We start from the raw sequence: 24495 nt of genomic DNA, 5'->3' as shown, positions 1-24495 counted from the left end.
AAATGGACATACTGCATTTGGTAGATCGTTTGGAAGAATTATTCAATGAAAGCCGTCCAATTTGGTTCACCCATTCAGTAATGGTGGACGAGGATCGCATGTTGGACTTGATTGACCAGATGCGGGTATCCATTCCGGAAGAAATCAAGAAAGCCCAGCAAATTCTTGCTCAAAGGGACCGGATTCTTGCTCAGGCTCAAGAAGAAGCCAATCGAACCATCCAACTAGCTCGTGAAAAAGCCGAACAGATGATTGAACGGGACGCTATCATTCAGGCTGCCCACGCCCGTGCCGAGCAAATCATTCTGCAAGCTCGCATGGAGACTGAATCGACCAAACGCGATGCGGATGAATACGTCCTTGAATCGCTCTCGCGACTGGAAGTCGAGCTCGAAAAAATGCTCAATCAGGTACGCAATGGCGTGAGAGCTTTACAGAGCGAACGCCAACAAGCCATGTCGCCAACACCGGTTCAACCGGATAAAGATTAGATAAAGAGAAAAATAAAAAAAGGCAGCCAATCGGCTGCCTTTCTAATTACGCTTCCGAAGCCTCTTTAACCTCTCCCTCTTCACTTTTTTCGGTTTTCTTTGCGTTGTGTTTTCGGCCACGTCCGCTTTCTTTATGAGGTTTGGGACCAAGTGCAATTTCAAGAACCTCATCCATGTGATTTACCGGTTTAATTTGCAGATCCTGGCGGACTTTCTTGGGCAAATCAATCAGGTCTTTCAAATTCCTTTCGGGTAGAATGACGATCTTTAAACCCGCCCGGTGAGCTGCCAGAACCTTTTCCCGCACGCCGCCAACCGGAAGTACGCGCCCTCGCAGGGTAATTTCACCCGTCATCCCGACATCCTTTGAAACACCCCGCTCCGTAAAAGCCGAAATCAGCGCTGTGGCAATTGTGATACCAGCGCTTGGGCCATCTTTGGGAATCGCCCCCTCCGGGATATGTATGTGAATATCCAATCTTTCAAATACTTCTGGGTCAATCTCCAACTCTCTGGCGCGGGATTTAAGATAGGACAAAGCAGCCTGAGCCGATTCTTGCATCACTTCTCCAACCTGTCCGGTGATTTGCAGGTTGCCTTTTCCTTCCAATATTGCCACTTCCACCGGCATGATCTCTCCGCCATTTTCGGTCCACGCAATTGCAGTGGCTACGCCCACCTCGTCTTTTTTCTCCGCTTCAGTCATAAAAAATTGGGGCGGTCCCAGGAATTTTTCAACCAGTTCCGGTTGTAATCGGTGCGGGTAGGGTTTTCCTTCAGATTTCAGTCTGGCCAGTTTACGACACATTCTGCCAATTTCGCGTTCTAAATTTCGAACCCCTGCCTCGTAAGTATACTCCCGGATGATTTTCCGCAATGTCTTTTCTTGAAACTTAATATCTTCCCCTTCTAAACCGCTTTCTTCCAGCTGGCGTGGGATCAGAAATCGGTAGGCAATTTCCAGTTTTTCTTCCTCAATATAGCCGGGAAATTCAATTATTTCCATCCGGTCCATCAAAGCTGGTGGAATGGTAGCCAGTGTGTTAGCGGTTGTAATGAACATCACCTTAGAAAGATCGTAAGGCAATTCAAGATAGTGATCCGAAAAGGCATGATTCTGCTCCGGGTCAAGAACCTCCAAAAGTGCAGCAGAGGGATCACCACGAAAATCCGATCCGAGTTTATCAATCTCATCCAGCATAAAAAGAGGATTGACAGTTCCCGCGCGGCGCATGGTTTGTAAAATCCGGCCCGGCATTGCCCCAATATAAGTTCGCCGGTGACCACGAATTTCAGCCTCATCTCGAACCCCGCCTAATGAAACTCGCACAAACTTACGTCCAAGAGCCTCAGCAATTGAGCGACCTAATGAGGTCTTTCCTGTACCCGGTGCCCCCACAAAACACAAAATCGGTTGTCTCAGGCGTTTGGGCTTGAGGCTGCGGACGGCAATATACTCCAGAATCCGATCTTTGGCTTTACCGAGTCCATAATGATATTTTTCCAACACCTTGGCAGCGTTAGCAACATCCAGATTGTCCTCAGTCTCCTGCACCCAGGGCAATTCCAATATCCAATCCAGATAGGTGCGAATGATACCCACTTCTGGAGCCATGGAGGGCATTTGCGAGAGCCGATCCACTTCTTTGAGTGCTGTGGTTCGGACTTCATCCGGCATGGGGGTCGCGAGTATCTTTTCCCGCAATTCGGTTACTTCGCGGCTGAAGATATCACCTTCCCCTAATTCGGTTTGAATCGCTTTCATTTGTTCGCGCAAATAGAACTCGCGCTGGCTGCGATCCACCTCACTTTGAACTCGATTCTGAATCTCGTCCTCTAACTGTAAAACATCCAATTCCTGCGCCAGCAGCCAGTTGACTCGTTTCAACCGGTCAACAGGGTCAACCAGTAAAAGCAATGCCTGTCTTTCGCTATTCGGTAGCGAAATCGCCGTAGCAACCATATCTGCCAGCCAGCCCGGCTCGTGGATATTCAAAGAAAACAAATGCGCTTCTTCAGGCAGGCTGCGATCTAATTGAACGCACCGCTCAAACAAATCGCGGGTGGTGCGCATCAAAGCTTCGGTTTGTCTGCCAATTTTAGAAGGTTCAACAATAGGTCGGGCACGCACCCGGTAATATGGCTCGGTCTGTACGAATTCGACAATCTCTACTCTGCGGCGGCCCTGGATCAATGCCGAATTATTCCCATCCGGGATATTCAACAATCGTCCAACAGCAATTTCAACCCCAATCGGTAAAAAGTCTTCCGGTTGTGGGTCTTCCACCTCGGGATCTTTCAAGACGAGGGCAATCATCGTTTCAAAGTTGAATTGAGCCTCTTCTATGGCTTGCAAATTTGACCCCGGAATGATGAAAATTGGAGAAACCATGCGCGGATAAATCACCATATCCCGCATGATAAGTGCTGCGCACTCAATCAAACCGTTCTCGTCCGGTTCGGCATCGGGTACCTGATACAATTCCTCTGTCCGTTGATGTAAAGAAGAGGAAAATTCCTCAAAATCGCTATCTTTGGGTAACCAATTATCTTTTTTCATAAACCTGCACTCATGAAATTGGTATACTGTTGAATCGTTTATTAAAATCAGGGCGATTTAAAATTTCTCGAAGGAATTTTCGCGCCCCGGCTGCCACAAATATACTACCAGTGATCAGTAGAAGAGTATCTTCGGAGTGTACACGGTTGACGGCTTGCTCCATTGCTTCTTCAAGCGGCACAATCACCGATTTGGGAAGCGGGTATTCCGAAGCCAATTCAGCAAGTTGATCCGCTTGGTACGAGCGCGGATGAATGGATTGCGTGAAGATGACCTCATCCGAGCGGGGCAGTAATTCTGCCAGCATACCGGCAACATCTTTATCATCCGAAGCGCCAAACACCAGAATCATGCGTTGGGTCGGAAAGTATTGATTGACCGTCTGTATCAATTTTAACGCTGAATAGCGGTTATGAGCGGCATCTACAACAACAGGAGGATGAAGATTAAGAATTTCAAACCTGCCCTCCCAGGAAACTTGCGACAATCCGGTCTGAATTTTCGGTCGAGGTATCACCAGGCCTTGTTTACTGGCTTGATCCAATGCGCATAAAGCCGTTAATGCATTTTCGATTTGATGATCACCCAGTAACGGCAAATCAACCTCTAATGCGTTTTGAACCGGTTCTCTAAGGGAATGAATGTTCAATCGCTGATAAGCCAGACTGCGGGCTATAACGTCAGCCCGATATTCCTGGTCAGATACAATCAACGGAGCATTTCGTGCTTTCGCTATGTGTTCAATTGCCCGCATGGCTTCAGGATGTTGAGGGGAACTCACTACGGGCCGCCCATCTTTTATAATCCCGGCTTTTTCTGTGGCTATCTTCTCAAGGGTATCCCCCAATACTTTCATGTGGTCAAACGAGATCGAAGTAATCACCGATACCATGGGGTCAACGAGGTTGGTTGCGTCCAATCTCCCCCCCAAACCCACTTCAACAACAGCCACATCCACCATTTCATCAGCAAAGTACAAAAATCCGGCTGCGGTGGTTAACTCAAAGGTGGTCAAACGTTCAATTTTGTTGATAGCCGGTTTTAACTGATTCACTACTTCCACCAGCCGTGATGGGGGGATATGCTCACGATTAACCTGGATACGCTCACAAAAATCTTCCAAATGTGGCGATATGTAAAAACCGGTTTTGTAACCGGCAGCCTGTAATACTGCCGCAATCATTGCCGCAGTGGATCCTTTGCCCTTCGTTCCGGCAACATGAATAACCGGATAGCGCTGGTGAGGCTCTCCCAGATACCTCAACAACTCAGCCATCCGGCTGAGGTCAAACTTTTCGGCTGAAAATTGTAAATTACGGGTGAGGCTATAATCTACAAAACTGTATAAGAAATCTAAAGTGTTTTGATATTCTTGTGGGTCAAAATTCATCTGTTTTCCATTAATCCTCGAACTGCTGTGTATTGTACCCAAGCCGAACCTTTTTCACAAGAGAATGAGCAACTTGCTTGACGTCAGCATCTGCCGGATTACAATAATACCGAGGTTTTTAAAATGCCCACCATAGGTCTTTTGGTCATTCACATTCATCTGCCCCACTCCCTCTCGTTGAAACAAAAAAGGAGTTTGTTAAAATCATTGCTGAACCGCTTACGTAAGGAATTCAACATCTCGGTTGCTGAAATTGGATTGAACGACCACTGGCAGGAGAGTTTGATCGCCTGTGCGGTGGTGTGTAATGATTGCGCTTTTGCTACTCATTCGCTCCAAAAAGTTCACACCTTTATCGAAAATCAATTTCCCAATCTCCCAATTTTAGATCACCGGATTGAATGCTTTTAACTTTTTAATAAGAAAGGATGATGTTCATGGATTTGAATTTACGCAACAAAATCGCCATCGTAACCGGAGCAAGCCGCGGTCTGGGTTTTGCCACAGCCGAGGTGCTCGCCCAGGAAGGGGCACGTGTTGCTCTGAATAGCCGGAATCCAGAAAACCTCGAAAAAGCATCTCAAAGGATCAATCATTTGACCGACTCACCTGTTTTACCCATTGCGGGGGATGTGAGTCAACCTGAAACAGCCCAACGCCTGGTTGAGAAGGTTGTTCACGAGTGGGGAGGCGTAGACATTCTTATCACCAATGCCGGCGGTCCGCCTGCCGGTAAATTCGAGAACTTCAGCCTTGAGGATTGGCAAAATGCCGTCAACCTCAACTTTCTTTCAGCAGTAAACCTGATTCGAGCAGCGTTGCCGTACCTGCGTAGATCCACAGCACCGGCAGTTTTGACAATTACCTCCATCTCGGTCAAACAACCTATTGAAGGTCTGGTTCTCTCCAACAGTGTCCGCGCTGCCACCATCGGTCTGACGAAAAGCCTCGCTCTCGAACTGGGTAAAGAGGGCATTCGCTTTAATTCCATTTTGCCCGGCTGGACCGCGACAGAGCGAGTTGAGCAATTATTACAACATCGCGCACAGACCAATCAATCCACTGTCGAAGAAGAAAGACAAAAAATTGCCGCTCAAACCGCCCTCGGACGCCTGGCCGACCCGCGGGAATTTGCCCGTGTTGCGGTTTTTCTGGTTTCACCGGCTGCCAGTTACATCACCGGCAGCATGATTGCGGTGGATGGCGGTTTTTACCGCGGCACCTTATAAATTGGACAAAATAGGGTAAAATAAGAAAGCATATTTCAATTATTGGTTGAACAAAAGGCTGACAGACCACATGGAGCGAAACATTCTCTTACAACGGCTTGAGCGCATTCTGCCAACTGTGGAAAAACCCGGCCGTTACGTCGGCGGGGAACTGAATCAGGTCTTAAAAGATTGGAATTCGGTCAAGACCCATGTGGCTCTTGCATTTCCGGATATTTACGATATTGGCGTCCCCAATCTTGGCCTGACCATCCTCTATAATTTACTCAACGAAAGATCCGATGTTCTCGCCGAACGTGTTTATCTGCCATGGGTGGACATGGAAGCCGCCATGCGCCAACAGGATATCCCTCTCTATGCGCTCGAATCCAAAACTCCTGTCAGACAATTCGACATTCTTGGAATCTCGTTACCTTACGAGACTCTCTACACAAATGTCCTAAATTTACTGGATCTGGCAAAAATCCCACTGCGCAGCAGAGATCGCACCATTCACGATCCGCTGGTAATTGCGGGAGGTCATGCAGTATTCAATCCCGAACCCATTGCTCCTTTTTTTGATGCATTTGTCATCGGCGAAGGGGAAGAAATCATCCACGAAATTGTCAACACCTATCAGGAGTGGAAACAAAACCATTCCTCACGCCAGGACTTATTGGCCGAGCTGGTAAAAATTGAAGGCATTTACATTCCATCCTTTTATGAACCAGAATACAACGAGGATGGTACGATCCGTTCAATTCATCGTCTACATCCCAACGCACCACCCCAGGTAAAGAAGCGATTGGTTGCGCAATTACCCAAGCCACCAACGCGTTTCATCGTACCTTCAATCAGCGTGGTTCATAACCGCGTTTCAATTGAAATAATGCGTGGCTGCACTCGAGGTTGTCGGTTTTGTCACGCGGGCATGGTTACCCGTCCCGTACGTGAACGAAGCGTGGATGAAATTGTCTCGGCAGTCCGCGAAGCCCTGGACGCAACCGGCTTTGAGGAGGTTGCCCTCCTCTCGCTTTCCTCTTCCGACTACACGCATATTTTGGATTTGGTCAGCCGGGTGTCTTCTGAAACCAGCGATCACTACCTGACTATCTCGCTTCCCTCCCTCCGTATCGAGTCATTCTCGGTGGAGTTGATGGAAAAATTACGTGGCTCACGCCAGGGCGGTTTTACTCTTGCACCCGAAGCCGCCACCGAGCGCATGCGGAATATCATCAACAAACCGATTTCCACCCGGCAATTGCTGGATACAGCCCGAGAAATCTACTCCCGCGGCTGGACAACCATCAAACTTTACTTCATGATCGGCCATCCCTCTGAAACTATCGAAGATGTCCAGGCAATTGCCGATTTATGCAAAGCTGTCCTGGAAGAAGGACGAAAAGTAATTGGCAAACGAGCCACTCTTCACGCCGGGGTCAGCACCTTCGTCCCCAAACCGCACACTCCCTTCCAGTGGGTTGCCTGTGATACACTGGAACAAATTGAAGCCAAGCAATCTCTCCTCAAGCGCGAATTACGAGGTCCTGGATTGAAATTAACCTGGAACAACCCTCACGAAACCTTGATGGAAGCCTGGCTATCGCGGGGTGATCGGCGTTTGGCGGACGTTGTTGAAACAGCCTGGCGCCTGGGCGCAAAATTCGATGCCTGGCAGGATCAATTTAACTTTGAAATCTGGCGGCAAGCGTTTGCTGCCCACCAACTCGACCCGGCCTTCTACACCCACCGTCAAAGAAGTGAGGATGAAATATTCCCGTGGGATCACATTTTCAGTGGGGTGCGAAAAGCCTACTTATTGAGTGAATATCATGCTTCTTTGGCGGAGAAAACCCAAAATGATTGCCGGCAAGGCTGTTTTGCCTGCGGAATTCTTCCAAAGTATGCTGACCTGCGCCGTAATAATCCCGGCAGCCACTGGAAATGTCCGGAAGTCCCCCGTCGCACGGTCAAAATTCCTCTGGAACAACCCGCCTGAGGTTGATTATTCATGCTGCGCTTCCGCATCCAATACAATAAAGATACTCCACTGCAGTATGTGGGTAATCTAGATCTTCACAAGGTTTGGGAGCGATACCTGCGCCGGGCTCGTGTTCCGGTCGCCTATACGCAAGGATTTCATCCCCAGCCCAAAATTCAACAAGCCGCCCCCCTGCCTTTAGGCTTTCTCAGCCAAAACGACCTGATTGATGTCTGGGTGGAAGCAGACCAATGGTCGGAGAAAGACTTTTTGACCCAATTGCAAGCCACTCAACAACCCGGTATTGAAATCCTCTCGGTTGCCACCATTCCACTCAATTCTCCCAGTTTGCCAACCCTGATTCTATCCTCTTTATACCATGTCATCCTGCTTGATCCTGTCAATATTACCGAACTCTACACTCGCCTTGCAGAATTGCTTGATCGAAGTTCAATCACCCGCACACGAAGAAATAAAACCTATGATTTACGTCCATTAATCGAAAAAATTGAGTTAACTCCATTGCCAGAGGGTTGCGCAGCCCTTGAAATGCAGCTTTCTGCGCGAGAAGGGGCAACCGGTCGCCCAGAAGAAGTTCTAAGCGAACTGGGATTTGACCCGTATGCAGCCCGTTATGTACGAACCGGTTTTATAATGAAAGAATGAAATCCGCTCCATCTTCATACCATTTTTACCAGTGCAGCAATCCAAAATGTGCATTGCGCATCCCGGCCGGCAGAGCCGTACAAAACGATTCGTTGAAATGTCCTCGCTGTACATCCCCGCTATTACCCGTTCCTACACCGCAAGAAGTCCTCACGACCCTCAGTCAATCCCGTAAAGCGACAAGACCTGCCTTTCATTTGGAAGCCTTATTGGATAATATCCGTTCGACATTCAATGTGGGGGCAATGTTCCGTATTGCTGATGGTGCAGGAATCTCCCATCTTTACCTGAGCGGATTAACCCCTCTACCCGGAAATCCCCGCATCTCCAAGACAGCTTTAGGTGCGGAATTTGCTGTTCCCTGGGAATATGCCCCAAACGGTCTGCAACTGGCTCAATCCCTCAAAGCAGATGGCAAAACCCTATGGGCGTTAGAAACCACCCCTTCGGCAGTCTCGTTGTTTGAAATCCAATTCATCCCCAAAAATCAGCCATTGGTTTTGGTGGCAGGCAATGAAGTGAGTGGTATTGACCCGGCAATTTTGGAATTGTGTGATGAAAAGATCTTTATTCCGATGAGCGGTTACAAACGATCCTTGAACGTTGCCGTTGCTTTTGGGATTGCGGTGTATCATCTGGCTTTTGCCGTACCGTCTGGTTTGACTGACTTGCCAATAGGGAGTAAAATCCAGCCACAATAATTCAGGTGGAGGAAAACGATGCCGCTTTACGAGTATACCTGTCAGGATTGTGGTTCACGCTTTGATGCTTTTCGTTCGATTAAGGACGCTGACGAACCAATTCATTGCAAGAGGTGTTTTAGCCCAAACACCCGCCGGGCTTTATCGCTTTTCTTTGCTGCATCTGAAGGTAAACCCGTCGCCGGCAGTTCATCATCAGGCTGTGCCTCTTGCAGTGGCGGCTCTTGTGCCTGCTGTGGAAATTAACCAAATACCGCCTGCCATGGTGGACTTTTACCAAAATAAGAAAGTCTTAATTACCGGCGGTTCAAGCGGGATCGGATTGGCGCTGGCAAAATTATTTGTTCAAAATCGAGCCAACGTTTGTATCCTGGCTCGAAACCCCGATAACCTTCAAAAAGCCGTATCCCATTTGGAAGGCTTTCGCCCCTCCCCAAATGTGGAAATTTCCAGCATTTCGGCAGATGTTTCCAATTCGCTCAATTTGAACAATGCTCTCTCTCTGTTGATCTCCCGATGGAAGAAGGTGGATATCTTAATCAATTCCGCTGGTGTCGCTCATCCTGGAGAATTTTGGGATTTGGAAGAAGAGATTTTCCACCAGATGATGCAAATCAACTACTTTGGAACAGTCAATGCTATTCGCGCAGTTCTTCCGCCTATGCTAGCCGCAAAGGATGGCATTATCGTCAACATCTCTTCCATCGTGGGTTACTTGAATATATATGGTTATACGGCTTATGGGGCTTCAAAACATGCGGTAACGGGTTTATCGGATGCGTTGAGAATGGAATTAAAACCGCAGGGCATTCAGGTCGCACTGGTGTATCCGCCCGATACGGATACCCCCCAATTGGCGTATGAGAATCAGTATAAACCACAGATTACCAAAATGCTTGCAAGCAGTGGCGGAATCATCCATCCCGATCAGGTTGCCCGTGAAATCTTAAGCGGAGTTGCCAACCGCAAATATCTTATCCTTCCTGGTTTAGAAAATAAGTTGATCTATCTGACCATTCGACTGTTAGGCAAGGGGTTGGCTTATGCTTTGATGGACCGGATGGTCGCTTCTGCTTTGCAGCGCAAATCGGCCGCTAAAAAATGATTCCGCCAGCCAAAGCCAGGCCAGCCAGATAAGATTGGTCACCAGTAGATGCAAAATCTGCATCCATACAGGCGCTAACAAGATCACATTGATCACACCAAGCAAAAGCTGCAAAGCATAGACCGCACTCAGTACAGTTGTTGAGTGCTGGATACTTTGGAACGGAAACTTTCGGCGAATGGACAGAGACACCCCGATAGTATACACACCCACAAATGCAGCAATTGCCGGATGAAAAATTCGCAAACGGATCAGAATGTTGGCTGTGGGATCAAAATCTTGCTGAAAACCCTCAACCAGTGAAGAGGAGGGGTACAGGGTATCTCCCAATGCCGTAACCGCCCCACTTGCTCCAAGAATAATCATTCCTGCCAGGCCAATTCCAATTAAAATCCCCCACCCGCCCCGATTGAAATTGATTTGCACGGGTGACTCATCGCTACTCCACCGGGCAGTGAGTAATATGGAGGCGACCAGCAGGAAGGTATTGATCAAATGTACCATCATCACGATTGCCCGATGAATTGAGTCATTTTGACCAGTCAGTTCATTGAGGACCAGAACAGCCCCAATCAGCGACTCTATGATGGTAAAAATACCGGCAGCAATGACGGATTTTCGCACCACGTGACCCTTTGGGAATAAACGAAAGGCCGAGGCAACCAGGATTATCATGAGTAGCACAACCAGCCCGCTTGAAAGTCGGTGAGTAAATTCGATGAGGGTTTCAACCGCTGGAGCACGAGGGATGACCTCCCCATTACACAAAGGCCAGTGCGCTCCACAACCAGCACCGGAGCCAGTGGCCCGCACGAATGCCCCCCACAGAATTACCAGAATGTTATATAGAAGAACTCCCCAAACAAACTTTCGAAACGATTGAACAGAGTTGAAAATTTCAATTCTCATTATCCGATTCCTTTTCCATGGTGTATTTTAACGGGCTGCTTTGGCTTTGTATAGCCCAAACCATTGGTAATACTTAAGACAAAAGACCGATGCAAAAGTGCTTAAGACCACTGGTAGAACAGTTAGGGTATGTTATACTCTTTATGCCCCAAAATTCACTCACTTAATAAGGAGCACATATGAAAAAAGATTTTCTTGCGGTTTCTGACTACTCACCGGCAGAACTACAAGGAATGCTTGATCTTGCCGTCCGCCTGAAGAAAGAATGGCGGGCTGGCGGAAACCAACCCCTGCTCAAGAATAAAGTACTCGGAATGATTTTCCAAAAACCCAGTTTACGCACCCGGGTAAGCTTCGATATGGCTATGCGCCATCTTGGTGGTGATGCTTTGTACCTGTCACCCAATGAAATTGGGCTTGGGCAGCGCGAATCCATTGCGGATGTGGCTCGGGTGATGTCTGGTTATGTGGATGCTATCATGGCCAGAGTGTTTGCTCACGAGCATGTGCTGGAACTGGCAAAATGGTCGAGCATCCCGGTTATCAACGGTTTGAGCGATTACAACCACCCTTGTCAGGCAATGGCTGACGCGCTCACCATTCAGGAAGAATTTGGCTCTCTCAAAGGCTTGAATGTTACTTTCATTGGAGATGGAAATAATGTCGCCGTCTCTTTGATGCACATTTGCGCCAAACTGGGTGCAAATTTCACCATCGCCAGTCCAGAAGGATACGATATTGTCCCCAAAGCGGTTGAACTGGCGAAACAGTTCGCGGCCGAGAGCGGCAGCCGACTGACTTTTTTGCGCGACCCGCATCAGGCAGTCAAAGATGCCCATGTCATTTACACCGACACCTGGACCAGCATGGGGCAGGAAGCCGAAGCCAAGAAACGAGAAGCCGTCTTTCCTCCCTATCAGGTCAATCAACAACTTGTGTCGGAAGCCCGGACAGATGTCATTGTGATGCACTGCTTGCCGGCTCATCGTGGACAGGAAATTACCGATGAGGTTGCTGATGGACCTCATTCCCGCTTGTTCCCGCAGGCTCATAACCGCCTCCACGCGCAAAAAGCCATTTTGGTTGAATTGTTGGCGGAAAACTAATTGGGTGAATCTATGGTGACCAGAGAAAACTTGACCAAAGAACTGATCGAACTCGAAGAAACTTTTGGAGCCCACAACTATCATCCACTGGATGTTGTGATCAGCCGTGCTGAAGGGGTCTGGGTGTGGGATGTTGAGGGCAATCGCTATCTCGATTGTCTGAGCGCTTACTCTGCGCTTAATCAAGGACATGTCCACCCGCGCATCTTACGCGCCCTCATTGAGCAGGCTCAAAAAGTCACCTTGACTTCACGTGCTTTTCGCAACGATCAACTGCCGCTTTTCTACAAAGAACTCTCCGAGCTAACCGGCTACAAGATGTCTTTGCCGATGAACAGTGGCGCTGAAGCTGTTGAAACTGCCCTCAAACTGGCCCGTAAATGGGCTTATCAGGTCAAAGGGGTGCCTCGCTATCAGGCAGAAATCATTGTGGCTGAGGGCAACTTCCACGGTCGTACAATTTCCATTATTTCCGGTTCCACCGAACCTCTCTATAAAAACGATTTTGGTCCGTTCACCCCCGGTTTTGTGACTGTTCCCTACGGAGACGCGCATGCATTGGTCGAAGCAATTACCCCCAATACCGCTGCCATGTTGCTGGAACCGATTCAAGGGGAAGGTGGGGTCATCATCCCGCCAGCAGGATACCTCAAGGAAGTTGCCGACATTTGCCGCAAAAACCGGGTTTTATTCATTGCCGATGAAATTCAAACTGGCCTGGGTCGAACTGGCAAGTTGTTCGCTTGCGATCATGAAGAGGTCCGTCCTGACATGGTCATCATCGGTAAAGCCCTCTCCGGCGGATTTTATCCTGTATCGGCGGTCCTCGCAGATCAACCAATAATGGGGTTGTATCAACCCGGCGAACACGGCTCAACCTTTGGCGGTAATCCGCTTGCCTGTGCAGTAGCCCGCGAAGCCTTGAAAGTGATTGTAGAGGAAAACCTCATTGAAAATGCCCGCCAAATGGGTGAATACTTCCTTGAACGGCTTGAAGAAATTCCTTCACCCCATATTCGGGAAGTCCGTGGGCGCGGTTTACTCATCGGCGTGGAGCTCAAAAAAGAGGCGGGCGGTGCTCGGCGGTTTTGTGAAGCCTTACAAAAAAAGGGTATCCTCGCCAAAGAAACTCATCAGCACATTATTCGTTTTGCGCCACCGCTGGTCATTACTCGCGAGGAAATTGATTGGGCAATACCACATATTTATGATGTGCTGACAATGCCCTGATCATTGATTGTCCAAATTCCGTAAATCAGCACCGGCGTTGCTACGCCGGTGCTGATTTAATTATTTTCGCACCGCTTCCTTTCACCCATCATTTGGTACAATCAAGATACCGACAACCTACAACCTCTACGAGGTGAATGATGAATTTTCGCAGGACAAAAATCGTTGCTACGATTGGACCGGCAAGTGAAAATGAAGAGACACTTCGTCATTTGATCGAAGCCGGCATTGATGTAGCCCGTTTAAATTTTTCTCACGGCACGCACGAAGAACATCTCGAAAAAATCCGCCTGATTCGAAAACTTTCTGAAGAATTGAACAAACCAGTTTCCATTCTTCAAGATTTACAGGGACCTAAACTGCGAGTTGGCAAATTACCAGCAGAAGGAATTCCCCTTCAAGCGGGCGATCAGGTTGTACTCACTCAGGTGTCCAACCTGGGATCACTGGTAGACCTGCCCGAATCTACGATTCTCATTCCACTGGATGTCCCGAACCTTGCTCGTGGCGTTGTTCCCGGCAACCGAATTCTGCTTGATGATGGCAACCTTGAATTTGAGGTCACTGATGTTCAGGGAGACGCAGTGGTTGCCAGGGTGATATTGGGCGGAACATTGTATTCCAACAAAGGCGTCAATCTACCGGGTGCTGCCCTGGGTATTCCCCCCTTCACCGAAAAAGATCGTCAGGATCTCGAATTCGGCTTGAAAAATGGTGTGGATTGGGTCGCCATCAGTTTTGTTCACCGCGCCGCGGATATCGAGGAAGTTCGCAACGCCATGCGGGAAATTCTCCCCAGTCGGGCAAACACACCCATCATTGCCAAGCTGGAGCGACCCGAAGCAATTGCCAACCTGCATGAAATCATTCATGCTGCGGATGGTGTGATGGTCGCCCGTGGAGATTTGGGCGTTGAAACCTCTCCGTCCACTGTGCCAATCATTCAAAAACGAATTATTGACATGGCCAATCGGCATGCAAAGCCGGTCATCACCGCCACTCAAATGCTCGATTCGATGATTCGCAATCCGCGGCCAACTCGCGCCGAGGCTTCTGATGTCGCCAATGCGATCTTTGACGGCACCGATGCTGTAATGCTCTCCGGAGAAACCGCCAGCGGTGCGTACCCACTCGAAGCGGTTAAGGTCATGTCCAATATTATTTGCGAAGCCGAAGCCAATGCAGCCGAATATGCCCATTATTCTACCCGCCCGGCTGAGGCACCTCAGGATGACGCACTGGCCATCACCCGCGCCGCCAAGGAATTGGCTCATGACCGCAATGTCGTTGCAATTGCCGTGTTCACCCAAACCGGGAAAACCGCTCTGCTGATGTCAAAATCCCGCCCCAATGTTCCTGTGTTTGCTTTTACACCGGAAGAGCAAACCTACAACCGAATGGGATTGTACTGGGGTGTAGTACCCTTCTTGGTTCCATTTGCTTCAACGGTTGAGGCTATGATTGCCAGCGTGGAGGCTGCTTTAGTTTCCTCCACCGCTATTCACGCTGGTGATCAGGTCGTCGTGATCAGCGGATTTCCGGTTGGAGCAATGCGCCCGCCCAATTTTGCACTCCTTTACACCGTCGGTGAATGGACCTGAGGGTAAAAATGACCCCCTATACCACCGTGATTGAAGTGGAAGAGCTGTTTCCCCACTACCATGACCCTCATTGGGTCATTGTAGATTGCCGGTTTGATCTGACTAATCCCCAATGGGGCTTTGAAGATTATCAACGTGGTCATGTTCCCGGTTCGGTCTATGCCCATCTGGATCATGATCTCTCTGCTCCACCAACCCCCCAAACTGGGAGACACCCTCTCCCATCACCATCGGATTTTGCAATTACTCTAGAACGCTTAGGGATCAGCAATGACTCTCAAGTAGTAGCCTTAGACACCAGTGGGGGTTCTTTCGCCGCACGCTTATGGTGGATGCTGAAATGGATGGGACACGACTCTGTTGCAGTTCTTAATGGTGGATGGAATGCGTGGAAAGTTGCCGGCTTTTCAATTGCACAGGGTGTTGAAAACAAACCTCGAGGCAAATTCATTCCCCATCCACAATTCGGTAAATTTGTCTCTACCTTAGAAATGGTTGAACTAATCGGAAACTCCGACTTTAAGGTGGTAGATGCCCGTGCACCCGAACGCTACCGCGGAGAAATTGAGCCTCTTGACCCGGTCGCAGGTCATATTCCTGGAAGCATCAATCGCTTCCACGAAAAGAACCTGGCCCGCGCTGGAAAATTAAAACCAGCCGAGCTGTTACGAAAAGAATTTGAAGAACTTCTTGGAGATACACCTCCCAGTCAGGTCATCGTATATTGCGGTTCAGGGGTGACATCCTGCCACCATCTTTTAGCGATGGAATACGCCGGCATACAAGGCGCAAAACTGTATGCCGGCTCGTGGAGCGAATGGATTCGTGACCCCAATCGCCCAGTAGAATTGGGTTGATTGATCTACTTTAAAACTTCATCTGCTCCATAATTTGATCGAAGGTCTCGCGACTGGGGCGCAATTTCTCCGCCGGTAAACGGTTGAGGGGTGTATCCGGCAAGTTATACATATCAAATATGGTTGGAGCATCGGGGTTGACGTACAAAATACCGGTCAACAGCCAGTTGTTTTGCTCTGCTTCATACAACACTCGCAATGCCTCAAAGATATTGGTCGGGTCATAGTCGCGCTCAAGTTTTTTCAATACGATGGTTGCACCATCATGGAGAGTTACCTCCCGAGTGCTGCCCTCTTCGAAATCTTCGATGGTAATTTCATCGCGAGCGGGGACGTAGGTAATATCATGAAGGGCCATCTCGTGTTCTTTCCCCCATGTGTAGGAATGGAAAGAATCTTCCTTGTTATGGAAGGTGACACATGGGCTAATGATATCTATCACGGCGATTCCTCGGTGACTGAAAGCCGCCTTGAAGATTTCTTTGACCTGTTTTGGATCACCAGCAAAAGAACGGGCGACGAACGAAGCCCGACTGACCAATGCTTCCATGCAGATATCTACCGGAAAGTATTTATTCACTCCTTGCCGTTTTAATTCCAATCCAACCTCAGCAGTTGCCGAAAACTGCCCTTTGGTCAATCCATAAACGCCATTGTTTTCGACAACATATACCATTGGAAGATTGCGGCGCATCACATGTTTGAACTGTCCCATGCCGATACTGGCAGTATCGCCATCACCACTAATTCCAATTCCCTTAAGGGTATGATCGGCGAACAATGCCCCTAATGCCAGCGATGGCATCCGTCCGTGTAAGCCGTTGAAACCAAATGAACGGTTCAAGAAGTAGGTCGGGCTTTTACTGGAGCAGCCAATCCCGCTAAACTTGACGACATTCTCTGGTACAACATTTAACTCATACAAAGCCGCAATAATTTGATTCGAGATGGAGTTATGTCCGCAGCCCGCACATAATGTGCTGTTGTGGCCCTTGTAATCTGCCCGGCTCAATCCGGCAAGATTAACTGGCGTTTTTGGAGCAGCCTGAGTAGCCATTGATTATTTGCCCTCCATTGACAAGATACGTTCCTTAATCCAGTTTGCGGTGATCGGCATACCGTCAATATGAGAAACCTGCCTTAATCTGGAACCGCACTCCGAAAAATTCATTGTCAACAACTGTTTCATTTGACCGTCCCGGTTTAATTCAACTACATAGGTTCGGTCGTATTGGTGTAGGAAACTGCATACTTCATCCCGGAAAGGTAGCGAACGGATGCGCATATAATCCGTCGGGAAACCTGCCTCCGCCAGCAGGTCACGAGCCTCTTGAATTGCCGGATCGGTTGAACCAAAACCAACAATCGCAAATTTTGCACCCTCCATCCGCTCAATCACCGGTTCAGGCAAAAGGTGACGATTATTCTGAATTTTTCTTTTCAGGCGGTTTAAACCACGTTCCCACACATCCGGATCTTCACTGTAACGGGTCATCTCGTCATGGCCAGTTCCACGTGCAAAGTAGGCACTGGCAGGATGCCGATTACCGGGCACTGTTCTGTAAGGGATCCCATCCCCATCCACATCCAGATAACGTCCCCATTTACCATCCAGCCTTTCCAGAATTTTCTGCAAATCCTCTTCCCACAACACCTTCCCGCGATCAATCGGTTGATCCGGATAGTCAAAACGAGGTGAGATATGGTAATTCATTCCAAGGTCAAGGTCGGTCAGGATCAACACGGGGGTTTGCAGACGCTCTGCAATATCAAAGGATTTCCAGCCAAATTCAAAGCATTCCTTAACATTACCCGGCAACAGGATAATGTATTCAGTATCACCATGACTGATGAAGTTTACGAAGGTCAAATCACCCTGAGCAGTGCGGGTGGGTAAACCGGTTGAAGGTCCAACCCGTTGTACATCCCAAACAACAACCGGTACCTCAGCAAAATACGCCAGACCCAAATACTCCGCCATCAGCGAAATTCCCGGCCCAGAGGTTGAAGTCATGGCGCGTAAACCAGCCCAACCAGCTCCCACCGCCATACCAATTGCGGCAATTTCATCTTCAGCCTGGATTACAACCGCGGTGGTCTTACCGGTATCCGGGTCAGTTCGGAGAGAAGGCAGGTATTCCATGACCGCTTCAGCCAGACTGGAAGCCGGCGTTATGGGATACCAGGCTGTTAGTTGAACCCCGCCATATAACGCCCCCAAAGCGGAAGCAATGTTCCCCTCGGTGATAATGTATCCGTCAAGTGGCGGCATGGGTTCAACGTAATAAGGGTCTCGCTTGACTAAATTTTCTTTTGCCCAATTCGCCGCCGCTTTAATCACCTGCCAGTTTGAATCGACCGCCTTTTTCTTCCCCTTGAAATGAGCATCCAGCACCTGATAGATGACATCCAGATCAATACCCAACATTTGCGCCACAACCCCCACATACACCATATTCGCCATGTAATCGCGCAAGTTTTGAGGGGCATCCGCCTCTTTGATCAGTCGTTTAACCGGCATGGGATAAAGCACAATATCATCCCGCTCCAGATCCAGTTTGAAATCATCCGGATAGAAAAGCACCCCGCCGGGCAAAAGGAATTTCATCTCGGTAGCCAGTGTAGCCGGATTCATTGCCACAACGAGATGATCCATTTCAACCCGAGCAAGGTAGCCTTTCTTGCTCAGTCGAATGGAATACCATGTCGGCAGCCCTTGAATGTTGGACGGGAAGATATTTTTGCCATTGACCGGAATACCCATTCGGAAGAGAGATTTCAATAGAATTGTATTGGCTGTAGCCGAACCTGAGCCGTTAACCGTGCTGAATGTGATACAAAAGTCATTGACAATTCGCTCGCCCACCGTACCGTTATCTCTAACTGAAGCAGGCTGTAATTGAGACATATGAACTCCTTTTCGGTTTGTAAAAGTGGTTGAACTTTCGATCTACTCAAAAGTCTGATAAGACGGTCTTTTGGATCGTTGGTAAATCAAATCCATGTGTTCGACCAGCGCGTCATAACCCTCATTGAAGTTTTGCCTGCAAATCGCCTCAACCATCTTTTCGTGATACTGCCAAACCCGTTCCAGGTAGGCAAAATCCGTATATACATCCAGCCCGACCGCCTCGTAAACCTCCCAATAAGCTTCCAGGATTCCCTGTACAAAGGGATTATCCAGCCTTCTGAATATGGTGAGATGAAGTAATCGGTGTTCCTCATGAGGGATCTGGGGAGGATTGGAAGCCAACTTCTCTTTTGCGCGCTGAACCAGCAACCTCAATTCCCGGTGATCCTCGCTGCTCAGTAAGCCAACAGCCTCATACCAATAAGAAGTTTCAACGTGGGTGCGCAAGTCGGCAAATTTTAAGAAGGTATCGGCATTTTGAGAGAGAGAAAAATACAGACTTTGCACAACCGCCGGTTTAAATTGATAAGGGAGCAGACGAATTCCGGTTTTGGGACGCACCTCCACCAGTCCCATCACACGCGCAACCTCTAATTGTTCCCGCAAAGCGGCGATACTGATACCCAATTCACGGCTCAAATGGGAAAGTGATGGGATACGTTCGCCTACCTTGACCTTACCACAAGACAGGTAGCGCATAAATTCCGAAAGATGAAACGAACGGTTTGGCACGGGGAATTATTCAATAAAACTGATTAATCAGATGATTTATTTTATAAGAGTATATCACTTCACCACCCCTTAAACAAGAATGATTTTTGTAATTAAAAACACGGATTAAAAGAATACATCAGTCAGAATTAAAGTACTGACTCAATTCTGCCAGCGCTTTTCCCAATCGGGTTCCATGCCAGGTCAGCAAACTTCCTTCAATCCGATAGACTCTATTTTGTTTTACGGCCGGTGTTGAGGCCAGAATTTTCTGTAATTCCTCGATGTCCTCCTCCCGAAAAGGGTATGGTTCATCCGGGATGAGAATCAGTTCAGGTTCGGCTCGGATGATTTCTTCGGCAATCACACGCGGATATCGAGTGTCCCTATCTTCGCCAGTAGTTTCTTCCGATTCTCCTAAATCGGCAGCCAGAGGATATTTGCGCAGGCGTTCTCCAAACACATTCGTTCCCCCCAGCAGTCGAATCAGATCATGACAGTAAGTATCCTGATTGAAGGTCATCCACCAGCGAATTTGCGAGGTGGTAATGTCCTGCCAGATCGGCACAAACACTCGAAGCGGTTGAAGGTCGAAGACTCGATTTTCAGCATACTCTACGGCAGTTTCCAGCGTTCGCAGCGAAATGAAGGATCTTTCCTGTCGAAAAAGGTAAACCAGCTGCCAGAGATCATCCAGCATCTGACGAACGGTTTTCGGAAAAGTTAGCCAAACAGCGAACTGATCCGCAAGCTCTTCAACAATTACGCGGGAATTTTCCTCTTGATTGGCAATGATCAATTCGGGCGACAATTGGGCAACATGATCAACCTGAATATTTTTTGTCCCGCCAACCCTGGGTAATTTTTTAACCTCGGGTGGAAACACACAGTAATCCGTTACTCCCACGACAAAATCGCCCATTCCTAAATCAAACAGGCTCTCCGTCATGGAGGGCACAAGAGAAACCACCCGCTTAGGAAAAGTAGAAAAACTGCTTAAGTCCCTCAATATTGGCATGGTTCCAACATTACAGCTGGGATTTTCCCAATTCGACTGCCGCCCCAGCCAGAATCGCCGCTGCTTTCGGCAGTACCTGCTCATCGAAATCAAATTTTGGGTGATGGTGACTGGCGTTCAACCCCTTTTCCGGGTTGCCGCTGCCAATGAAGAAAAAGCAACCGGGAACTTGATTGAGGAAAACCGCCATATCCTCTGATACCATACTCCGGTAATTACTCTCATTTCGATATTCCGGCAAAAGGGTTTTGAGCACTCCCTGAACAATTTCCGTCACGCGAGGGTGATTTACGACCGGCCATGTCAGTCGTTGTAACTCAATTTCGGCTTCACAGTTCATCCCCAGGGCAATTGATCGAACGATTTGTTCCAAGCGGGCTAAAACCACATCCCGAACTTCTGGTAAAAAGTTTCGAATTGTACCCCGCAATTCGGCTTGATTGGGGATCACATTATAGGCACTTCCGGCTGCCATCTGAGTCACACTGACAACCGCCGATTCAAGTGGTGCAATATTGCGCGAAACAATGGTTTGCAAGGCCATAACAACCTGAGACGCCGCCACGATTGGGTCGATTGTTGTTTCCGGCAGGCCGCCGTGTCCGCCTTTTCCTAAAATACGCACGGTGAAAAAATCGGCACCTGCCATAAACGCCCCAGGTACGACCGCTGCCCAACCGAGGGGTTTTTCATTCCATAAATGCAATCCCAAACAAATATCCACCTTGGGATTTTCCAATACCTGTTCGGCAACCATTCGCTCCGCGCCGCCAAGTCCTTCTTCTGCCGGCTGAAAGACCAGTTTGATCGTTCCGTGAATGGCCTCTCGATTTTCCTGCAACAGGCGCGCCACAGTTAAGCCGATCGCCATGTGGCCATCGTGACCACAGGCATGCATCACACCAGGGTGTTGGGAGGCGTACTCAGCACCGGTTTGCTCATCAATCGGTAACGCATCCATGTCGAACCGCAGCATTACCACCCGCCCGGGTTGATTGCCTTCAAGGATGGCAGTAACGCCCGTCTCCGCAACCCCGGTGGTAACTTCCAGCCCTAACGAGCGTAATTCCCGCGCAACAACTTCTGCAGTGCGGTATTCGCGAAAGCCCAGCTCAGGGTATCGGTGAAAATCTCGCCGCAATTTTTGGCTATACGAAAATAACGATTCTGCTTTTCCGACAAATCGAATTATATTATTCATCGAAACTTGATTCTCCGAAAGAAATCCACATAACGAGGCTTGTCTTCGCTGCTGTCAGCAGTTCGCCGCTGGCGCTGCATCCGCTCCATCTCTTCCATATCTCCAATTTGGCTGCGGTGCTGCCTCAAAGCTGCGATTTTCAATTCCCATGTTTCGGTTACATCTATCATCATATTCGGTTGCGCCGTAAGTGTCAACCACAATTCTTTGATTTCATGAGGTGACAATCCTTTTTCCAACAATTCCGGGTAGTATAACGGATTGCCGCTTGCCGGGTAGACCGCCTCGCAGACAATCTGTCCGGCGATTCGATGATCGGGATGGTTGATGCGGTCTTCTCGGTGAAAGAAATTGGTCGGATCGCTGGTCACCACCACGTCCGGCTTGACCTCCCGGATCACTGCCACAACTTTACCACGGGCTATCAGATCCGGTTGAAGATAACCATCTTCAAAATCTAGAAACCGAACCTGGCTTACTCCCAAAATCTCCGCCGCTCGATTTTGTTCCTCTTCGCGCAGACGCGATAAGGTCTCTCGCTCCACAATTTCGCCTCGCACACCTTTATCCCCGCGGGTGAGTAAACAATACTCAACGGTATGACCCATGCGCGTCCAACGGGCGACCGTCGCGCCACAAAAAAATTCTGGATCATCCGGATGAGCCAGAATTACCAGAATTTTCTGTGGACTCGACCATTTTTCAGGATTTTTTTGGTCCACGTTTTCTTCGTCCACCTCTCCCTCCCGAACGTCGCTTGGGTCTGTTAGAAGATAAATCCGGTTGAACTGAAGGGGATTCGGGCTGATTTATTTCATCCCTCCCGGTCAATTCTTCTTCTGAATAGAACTCTTCCCCATTTTCTTCCGGTATAACCTCAGCAATGCCACTTTCAACGGGTGGTTCGCTGAACGCCAGGATTTCCTCTCTGGTAAACTCCCTTACCCCAACTTCCGGTATGTCCACACGCACTTTTCCCACCAGCGGCAAGACGTCAATGACCTTCCCTTCGCCCAGTGGAGTGGCAATTCGTTTATTGCGCTTCGGCAGACCTTTGCGTGCCTCAACGTAGGTATCATACTCATAAATCAAGCAGCAGCGCAAACGTCCGCACATTCCGGTGATTTCGGTCGGCGTCAGCGAAATTCCTTGTTCCTTCGCCATGCGAATGGAGATTGAACTGAATTCGGTTAAAAAGCGCGAACAACAGCGGGTTTCAAGACCACAGGCACCCATGCCGCCAAGCAACTTGGCAACATCCCGCGGACCAATTTGACGCAGCTCAACCACCGCGGGCGCGTATTGACGCTGCATATCCTGCCGCAGGGATTTCAAATCAACTCGTTCTTCCCCTTCCGTCGAATATAAAATTGTCAATCGCGAACCATCGAAACTATATTCGGCAGCAACCACCTTTAGGTTTTGGAGCCGCAATTCGACAGCCCGTTTTCGACATACCTCAACTACATCCAGCTCCCTTAGCTGCCACAACTGACGCAGCAACAAATCCCGCGGGGTAGCCACTCGCTCAACCGCTTTCCAGCCACCATCGGGCGGTTGCATCGGTTCTTTAATAATTTGAGCAACCTCCCCAATTTGCCAGCCGCGGGCCGTTTCAACCACCACCGAATCACCCACCCGTAAGGGAGGCAGATTGGTCGCCTGGAAGTGATAAATCTTTCCGACTTTTGAAAACCGGACTCCAACAATCTGCTGAACAGCAGTTGTTTCCATTCAATTTACTCCACCATTTCAATTTTTACGCCGCCTTGTCTTTTGAAGGCAGCAATGCTCAATTGAGCAGCCAGATGTTCTGCTATTTGCCGTAAGGCTTTACCGGCTGCCGATTCTGGTTGGGAAAGAACAATCGGTTTTCCTTCATCGCCACCCACTCTTACGGCCGGTTCCAAAGGAATCACCCCCAGGAAAGGCGCCTGATGCTGTTTGGCCAGTATTTCTCCTCCCCCTCTCCCAAACACGTCCACAACCGTCCCATCCGGCATTTGTAAATAACTCATATTTTCAATAACACCCAATATCGGGACATTCAACTGCTCAAACATTTGAATCCCACGACTGGCATCCTCCAGCGAAACTGCCTGCGGCAGGGTAACGATGACCCCTCCGCTAAGTGGCATGGATTGTGCCAGACTGAGCTGGGCATCTCCAGTTCCCGGTGGCAGATCAATAATCAGATAATCCAGCAATCCCCAATCCACATCTCCCAAAAATTGCCGAATGGCAGAATGTAGCATTGGGCCGCGCCAGATCAACGCTTTACCAGGTGGCACTAAAAAGCCAATAGACATGACCTTTACCCCATAGGCTTCGGCGGGTTTGATCTTTTCTCCCTGAATCGGCGGGAGACGGTCAACCCCCATCATGCGCGGCACATTTGGGCCATAAATGTCTGCATCCAAAAGCCCAATCCGCGCTCCACTTTGGGCTAATGCAACGGCAAGGTTCACCGCCACAGTGGTTTTTCCCACTCCGCCTTTGCCAGATGCAACCGCCACCGCATTTTTAACCGGAATTTCCATCAATCCACGCGCATGTCCATCGTTACGAACATACGCATCAAAGCGGATATTGACTTCCTTCACTCCCGGAACCGAAAGGACCGCTTGACGTGCTTCGGCTTCAATTTTTCCTTTTAAGGGACAGGCTGGCGTTGTCAGTACAATATCAAAATTTACCTTACCATCCTCAATCTGGAGGTTTTGAACCATATTGAGCGAAACCAGATCTTGATGCAATTCCGGCTCCTCAACCTTGCTTAAAGCTGCAAGGACGGCTTCTTTGGAAATTATAGGTGAATTCATTAATCTTCCTCACGTTTCTTTATCATT

General features: G+C 48.8%; 23 protein-coding genes. 12 read left to right on the top strand and 11 right to left on the bottom strand.

Annotated features, from left to right (window positions below; genetic code table 11):
- Positions 1 to 2: 2 nt before the first annotated feature.
- Complete coding sequence (locus tag AC812_RS11115) at positions 3 to 491, top strand: F0F1 ATP synthase subunit B (protein ID WP_061916224.1); 489 nt, start codon at positions 3 to 5, stop codon at positions 489 to 491.
- Between the two features lie 46 nt (positions 492 to 537).
- On the opposite strand, the gene lon is transcribed toward AC812_RS11115, so the two are convergent.
- Together lon and AC812_RS11105 are read right to left on the bottom strand one after the other, a co-directional pair.
- Complete coding sequence (gene lon, locus AC812_RS11110) at positions 538 to 3051, bottom strand: endopeptidase La (RefSeq protein ID WP_082149062.1); 2514 nt, start codon at positions 3049 to 3051, stop codon at positions 538 to 540.
- A gap of 10 nt (positions 3052 to 3061) precedes the next feature.
- A complete protein-coding gene (locus AC812_RS11105) occupies positions 3062 to 4441 on the bottom strand; it encodes a bifunctional folylpolyglutamate synthase/dihydrofolate synthase (RefSeq protein WP_061916222.1) in 1380 nt (459 codons plus the stop codon).
- A 123-nt stretch (positions 4442 to 4564) separates the two neighbouring features.
- On the opposite strand from AC812_RS11105, the gene AC812_RS11100 reads away from it, so the two are divergent.
- From AC812_RS11100 to AC812_RS11075, 7 genes are all read left to right on the top strand, one after another.
- Complete coding sequence (locus AC812_RS11100; protein ID WP_061916219.1) at positions 4565 to 4852, top strand: DUF503 domain-containing protein; 288 nt, start codon at positions 4565 to 4567, stop codon at positions 4850 to 4852.
- Between the two features lie 26 nt (positions 4853 to 4878).
- Positions 4879 to 5670, top strand: coding sequence for an SDR family oxidoreductase (locus AC812_RS11095; RefSeq protein ID WP_061916216.1), 792 nt, complete (start codon positions 4879 to 4881; stop codon positions 5668 to 5670).
- Positions 5671 to 5740: 70 nt separating this feature from the next.
- A complete protein-coding gene (locus tag AC812_RS11090) occupies positions 5741 to 7648 on the top strand; it encodes a TIGR03960 family B12-binding radical SAM protein (protein ID WP_061916213.1) in 1908 nt (635 codons plus the stop codon).
- Between the two features lie 12 nt (positions 7649 to 7660).
- Positions 7661 to 8296 (top strand): TIGR03936 family radical SAM-associated protein, encoded by a 636-nt coding sequence (locus AC812_RS11085; RefSeq protein ID WP_061916210.1) that lies wholly within the window; start codon positions 7661 to 7663, stop codon positions 8294 to 8296.
- Positions 8293 to 8997, top strand: a complete 705-nt coding sequence (locus AC812_RS11080; protein WP_082149061.1) for an RNA methyltransferase — start codon at positions 8293 to 8295, stop codon at positions 8995 to 8997. Before AC812_RS11085 ends, AC812_RS11080 begins: the two co-directional genes overlap by 4 nt.
- A gap of 18 nt (positions 8998 to 9015) precedes the next feature.
- Entirely contained in the window at positions 9016 to 9243 is a 228-nt protein-coding gene (locus AC812_RS18380; protein WP_082149060.1) for an FmdB family zinc ribbon protein, read from the top strand.
- Positions 9244 to 9259: 16 nt separating this feature from the next.
- Positions 9260 to 10102: an SDR family oxidoreductase gene (locus AC812_RS11075; protein ID WP_061916265.1), complete on the top strand. Its 843-nt coding sequence runs from the start codon at positions 9260 to 9262 to the stop codon at positions 10100 to 10102.
- On the opposite strand, the gene AC812_RS11070 is transcribed toward AC812_RS11075, so the two are convergent.
- On the bottom strand, positions 10022 to 11011 hold the full coding sequence (locus AC812_RS11070; RefSeq protein ID WP_061916204.1) for a COX15/CtaA family protein: 990 nt from the start codon (positions 11009 to 11011) through the stop codon (positions 10022 to 10024). The genes AC812_RS11075 and AC812_RS11070 overlap by 81 nt on opposite strands.
- Before the next feature lie 179 nt (positions 11012 to 11190).
- On the opposite strand from AC812_RS11070, the gene argF reads away from it, so the two are divergent.
- The 4 genes from argF (at position 11191) to AC812_RS11050 (ending at position 15805) form a co-directional block, all read left to right on the top strand.
- On the top strand, positions 11191 to 12117 hold the full coding sequence (gene argF, locus AC812_RS11065) for an ornithine carbamoyltransferase (RefSeq protein ID WP_061916201.1): 927 nt from the start codon (positions 11191 to 11193) through the stop codon (positions 12115 to 12117).
- A gap of 12 nt (positions 12118 to 12129) precedes the next feature.
- Positions 12130 to 13347, top strand: coding sequence for an ornithine--oxo-acid transaminase (gene rocD / locus AC812_RS11060; RefSeq protein ID WP_061916199.1), 1218 nt, complete (start codon positions 12130 to 12132; stop codon positions 13345 to 13347).
- Between the two features lie 140 nt (positions 13348 to 13487).
- Positions 13488 to 14948, top strand: a complete 1461-nt coding sequence (gene pyk / locus AC812_RS11055; RefSeq protein ID WP_061916196.1) for a pyruvate kinase — start codon at positions 13488 to 13490, stop codon at positions 14946 to 14948.
- Positions 14949 to 14956: 8 nt separating this feature from the next.
- A complete protein-coding gene (locus AC812_RS11050; RefSeq protein WP_061916193.1) occupies positions 14957 to 15805 on the top strand; it encodes a sulfurtransferase in 849 nt (282 codons plus the stop codon).
- Between the two features lie 10 nt (positions 15806 to 15815).
- On the opposite strand, the gene AC812_RS11045 is transcribed toward AC812_RS11050, so the two are convergent.
- The 8 genes from AC812_RS11045 to AC812_RS11010 all read right to left on the bottom strand — a co-directional run bounded on the left by AC812_RS11045 (position 15816) and on the right by AC812_RS11010 (position 24468).
- Positions 15816 to 16862 (bottom strand): 2-oxoacid:ferredoxin oxidoreductase subunit beta, encoded by a 1047-nt coding sequence (locus AC812_RS11045; protein ID WP_061916190.1) that lies wholly within the window; start codon positions 16860 to 16862, stop codon positions 15816 to 15818.
- Between the two features lie 3 nt (positions 16863 to 16865).
- Positions 16866 to 18713, bottom strand: a complete 1848-nt coding sequence (locus AC812_RS11040; protein ID WP_061916187.1) for a 2-oxoacid:acceptor oxidoreductase subunit alpha — start codon at positions 18711 to 18713, stop codon at positions 16866 to 16868.
- Between the two features lie 42 nt (positions 18714 to 18755).
- Complete coding sequence (locus AC812_RS11035; protein ID WP_145962552.1) at positions 18756 to 19448, bottom strand: FadR/GntR family transcriptional regulator; 693 nt, start codon at positions 19446 to 19448, stop codon at positions 18756 to 18758.
- 118 nt (positions 19449 to 19566) lie between these two features.
- Positions 19567 to 20445: a helical backbone metal receptor gene (locus AC812_RS11030; protein ID WP_236839249.1), complete on the bottom strand. Its 879-nt coding sequence runs from the start codon at positions 20443 to 20445 to the stop codon at positions 19567 to 19569.
- A gap of 10 nt (positions 20446 to 20455) precedes the next feature.
- Positions 20456 to 21646, bottom strand: coding sequence for a M20 metallopeptidase family protein (locus AC812_RS11025; protein ID WP_061916179.1), 1191 nt, complete (start codon positions 21644 to 21646; stop codon positions 20456 to 20458).
- The gene (locus tag AC812_RS11020; protein WP_061916177.1) at positions 21643 to 22383 is read right to left on the bottom strand and encodes a PIG-L deacetylase family protein; all 741 of its coding nucleotides are present in this window, start codon (positions 22381 to 22383) and stop codon (positions 21643 to 21645) included. The genes AC812_RS11025 and AC812_RS11020 overlap by 4 nt, the downstream gene beginning before the upstream one ends.
- Complete coding sequence (locus tag AC812_RS11015) at positions 22349 to 23380, bottom strand: PSP1 domain-containing protein (RefSeq protein ID WP_061916175.1); 1032 nt, start codon at positions 23378 to 23380, stop codon at positions 22349 to 22351. The genes AC812_RS11020 and AC812_RS11015 overlap by 35 nt, the downstream gene beginning before the upstream one ends.
- Before the next feature lie 5 nt (positions 23381 to 23385).
- On the bottom strand, positions 23386 to 24468 hold the full coding sequence (locus AC812_RS11010) for an Mrp/NBP35 family ATP-binding protein (RefSeq protein WP_201797709.1): 1083 nt from the start codon (positions 24466 to 24468) through the stop codon (positions 23386 to 23388).
- Positions 24469 to 24495 lie beyond the last annotated feature (27 nt).

The sequence above is a fragment of the Bellilinea caldifistulae genome (genome assembly GCF_001306055.1).
In the GTDB taxonomy this organism is placed as follows: domain Bacteria; phylum Chloroflexota; class Anaerolineae; order Anaerolineales; family Anaerolineaceae; genus Bellilinea; species Bellilinea caldifistulae.
Note: the sequence above shows the minus strand (reverse complement) of the source record. Positions and strands in the feature narration are given on the sequence as shown.

What these genes read in the sequence shown, in the direction of transcription:
- AC812_RS11050 (WP_061916193.1), top strand. Translation starts at nt 14,957, where the DNA reads ATGACCCCCTATACCACCGTGATTGAAGTGGAAGAGCTGTTTCCCCAC.
- AC812_RS11070 (WP_061916204.1), bottom strand. Translation starts at nt 11,011, where the DNA reads ATGAGAATTGAAATTTTCAACTCTGTTCAATCGTTTCGAAAGTTTGTT.
- AC812_RS11085 (WP_061916210.1), top strand. Translation starts at nt 7,661, where the DNA reads ATGCTGCGCTTCCGCATCCAATACAATAAAGATACTCCACTGCAGTAT.
- AC812_RS11095 (WP_061916216.1), top strand. Translation starts at nt 4,879, where the DNA reads ATGGATTTGAATTTACGCAACAAAATCGCCATCGTAACCGGAGCAAGC.
- AC812_RS11115 (WP_061916224.1), top strand. Translation starts at nt 3, where the DNA reads ATGGACATACTGCATTTGGTAGATCGTTTGGAAGAATTATTCAATGAA.
- AC812_RS11075 (WP_061916265.1), top strand. Translation starts at nt 9,260, where the DNA reads ATGGTGGACTTTTACCAAAATAAGAAAGTCTTAATTACCGGCGGTTCA.
- AC812_RS11090 (WP_061916213.1), top strand. Translation starts at nt 5,741, where the DNA reads ATGGAGCGAAACATTCTCTTACAACGGCTTGAGCGCATTCTGCCAACT.
- AC812_RS11040 (WP_061916187.1), bottom strand. Translation starts at nt 18,713, where the DNA reads ATGTCTCAATTACAGCCTGCTTCAGTTAGAGATAACGGTACGGTGGGC.
- pyk (WP_061916196.1), top strand. Translation starts at nt 13,488, where the DNA reads ATGAATTTTCGCAGGACAAAAATCGTTGCTACGATTGGACCGGCAAGT.
- AC812_RS11010 (WP_201797709.1), bottom strand. Translation starts at nt 24,468, where the DNA reads ATGAATTCACCTATAATTTCCAAAGAAGCCGTCCTTGCAGCTTTAAGC.
- AC812_RS11080 (WP_082149061.1), top strand. Translation starts at nt 8,293, where the DNA reads ATGAAATCCGCTCCATCTTCATACCATTTTTACCAGTGCAGCAATCCA.
- argF (WP_061916201.1), top strand. Translation starts at nt 11,191, where the DNA reads ATGAAAAAAGATTTTCTTGCGGTTTCTGACTACTCACCGGCAGAACTA.
- AC812_RS11015 (WP_061916175.1), bottom strand. Translation starts at nt 23,380, where the DNA reads ATGGAAACAACTGCTGTTCAGCAGATTGTTGGAGTCCGGTTTTCAAAA.
- rocD (WP_061916199.1), top strand. Translation starts at nt 12,130, where the DNA reads ATGGTGACCAGAGAAAACTTGACCAAAGAACTGATCGAACTCGAAGAA.
- AC812_RS11030 (WP_236839249.1), bottom strand. Translation starts at nt 20,445, where the DNA reads ATGCCAATATTGAGGGACTTAAGCAGTTTTTCTACTTTTCCTAAGCGG.
- AC812_RS11045 (WP_061916190.1), bottom strand. Translation starts at nt 16,862, where the DNA reads ATGGCTACTCAGGCTGCTCCAAAAACGCCAGTTAATCTTGCCGGATTG.
- AC812_RS11025 (WP_061916179.1), bottom strand. Translation starts at nt 21,646, where the DNA reads ATGAATAATATAATTCGATTTGTCGGAAAAGCAGAATCGTTATTTTCG.
- AC812_RS18380 (WP_082149060.1), top strand. Translation starts at nt 9,016, where the DNA reads ATGCCGCTTTACGAGTATACCTGTCAGGATTGTGGTTCACGCTTTGAT.
- AC812_RS11100 (WP_061916219.1), top strand. Translation starts at nt 4,565, where the DNA reads ATGCCCACCATAGGTCTTTTGGTCATTCACATTCATCTGCCCCACTCC.
- AC812_RS11105 (WP_061916222.1), bottom strand. Translation starts at nt 4,441, where the DNA reads ATGAATTTTGACCCACAAGAATATCAAAACACTTTAGATTTCTTATAC.
- lon (WP_082149062.1), bottom strand. Translation starts at nt 3,051, where the DNA reads ATGAAAAAAGATAATTGGTTACCCAAAGATAGCGATTTTGAGGAATTT.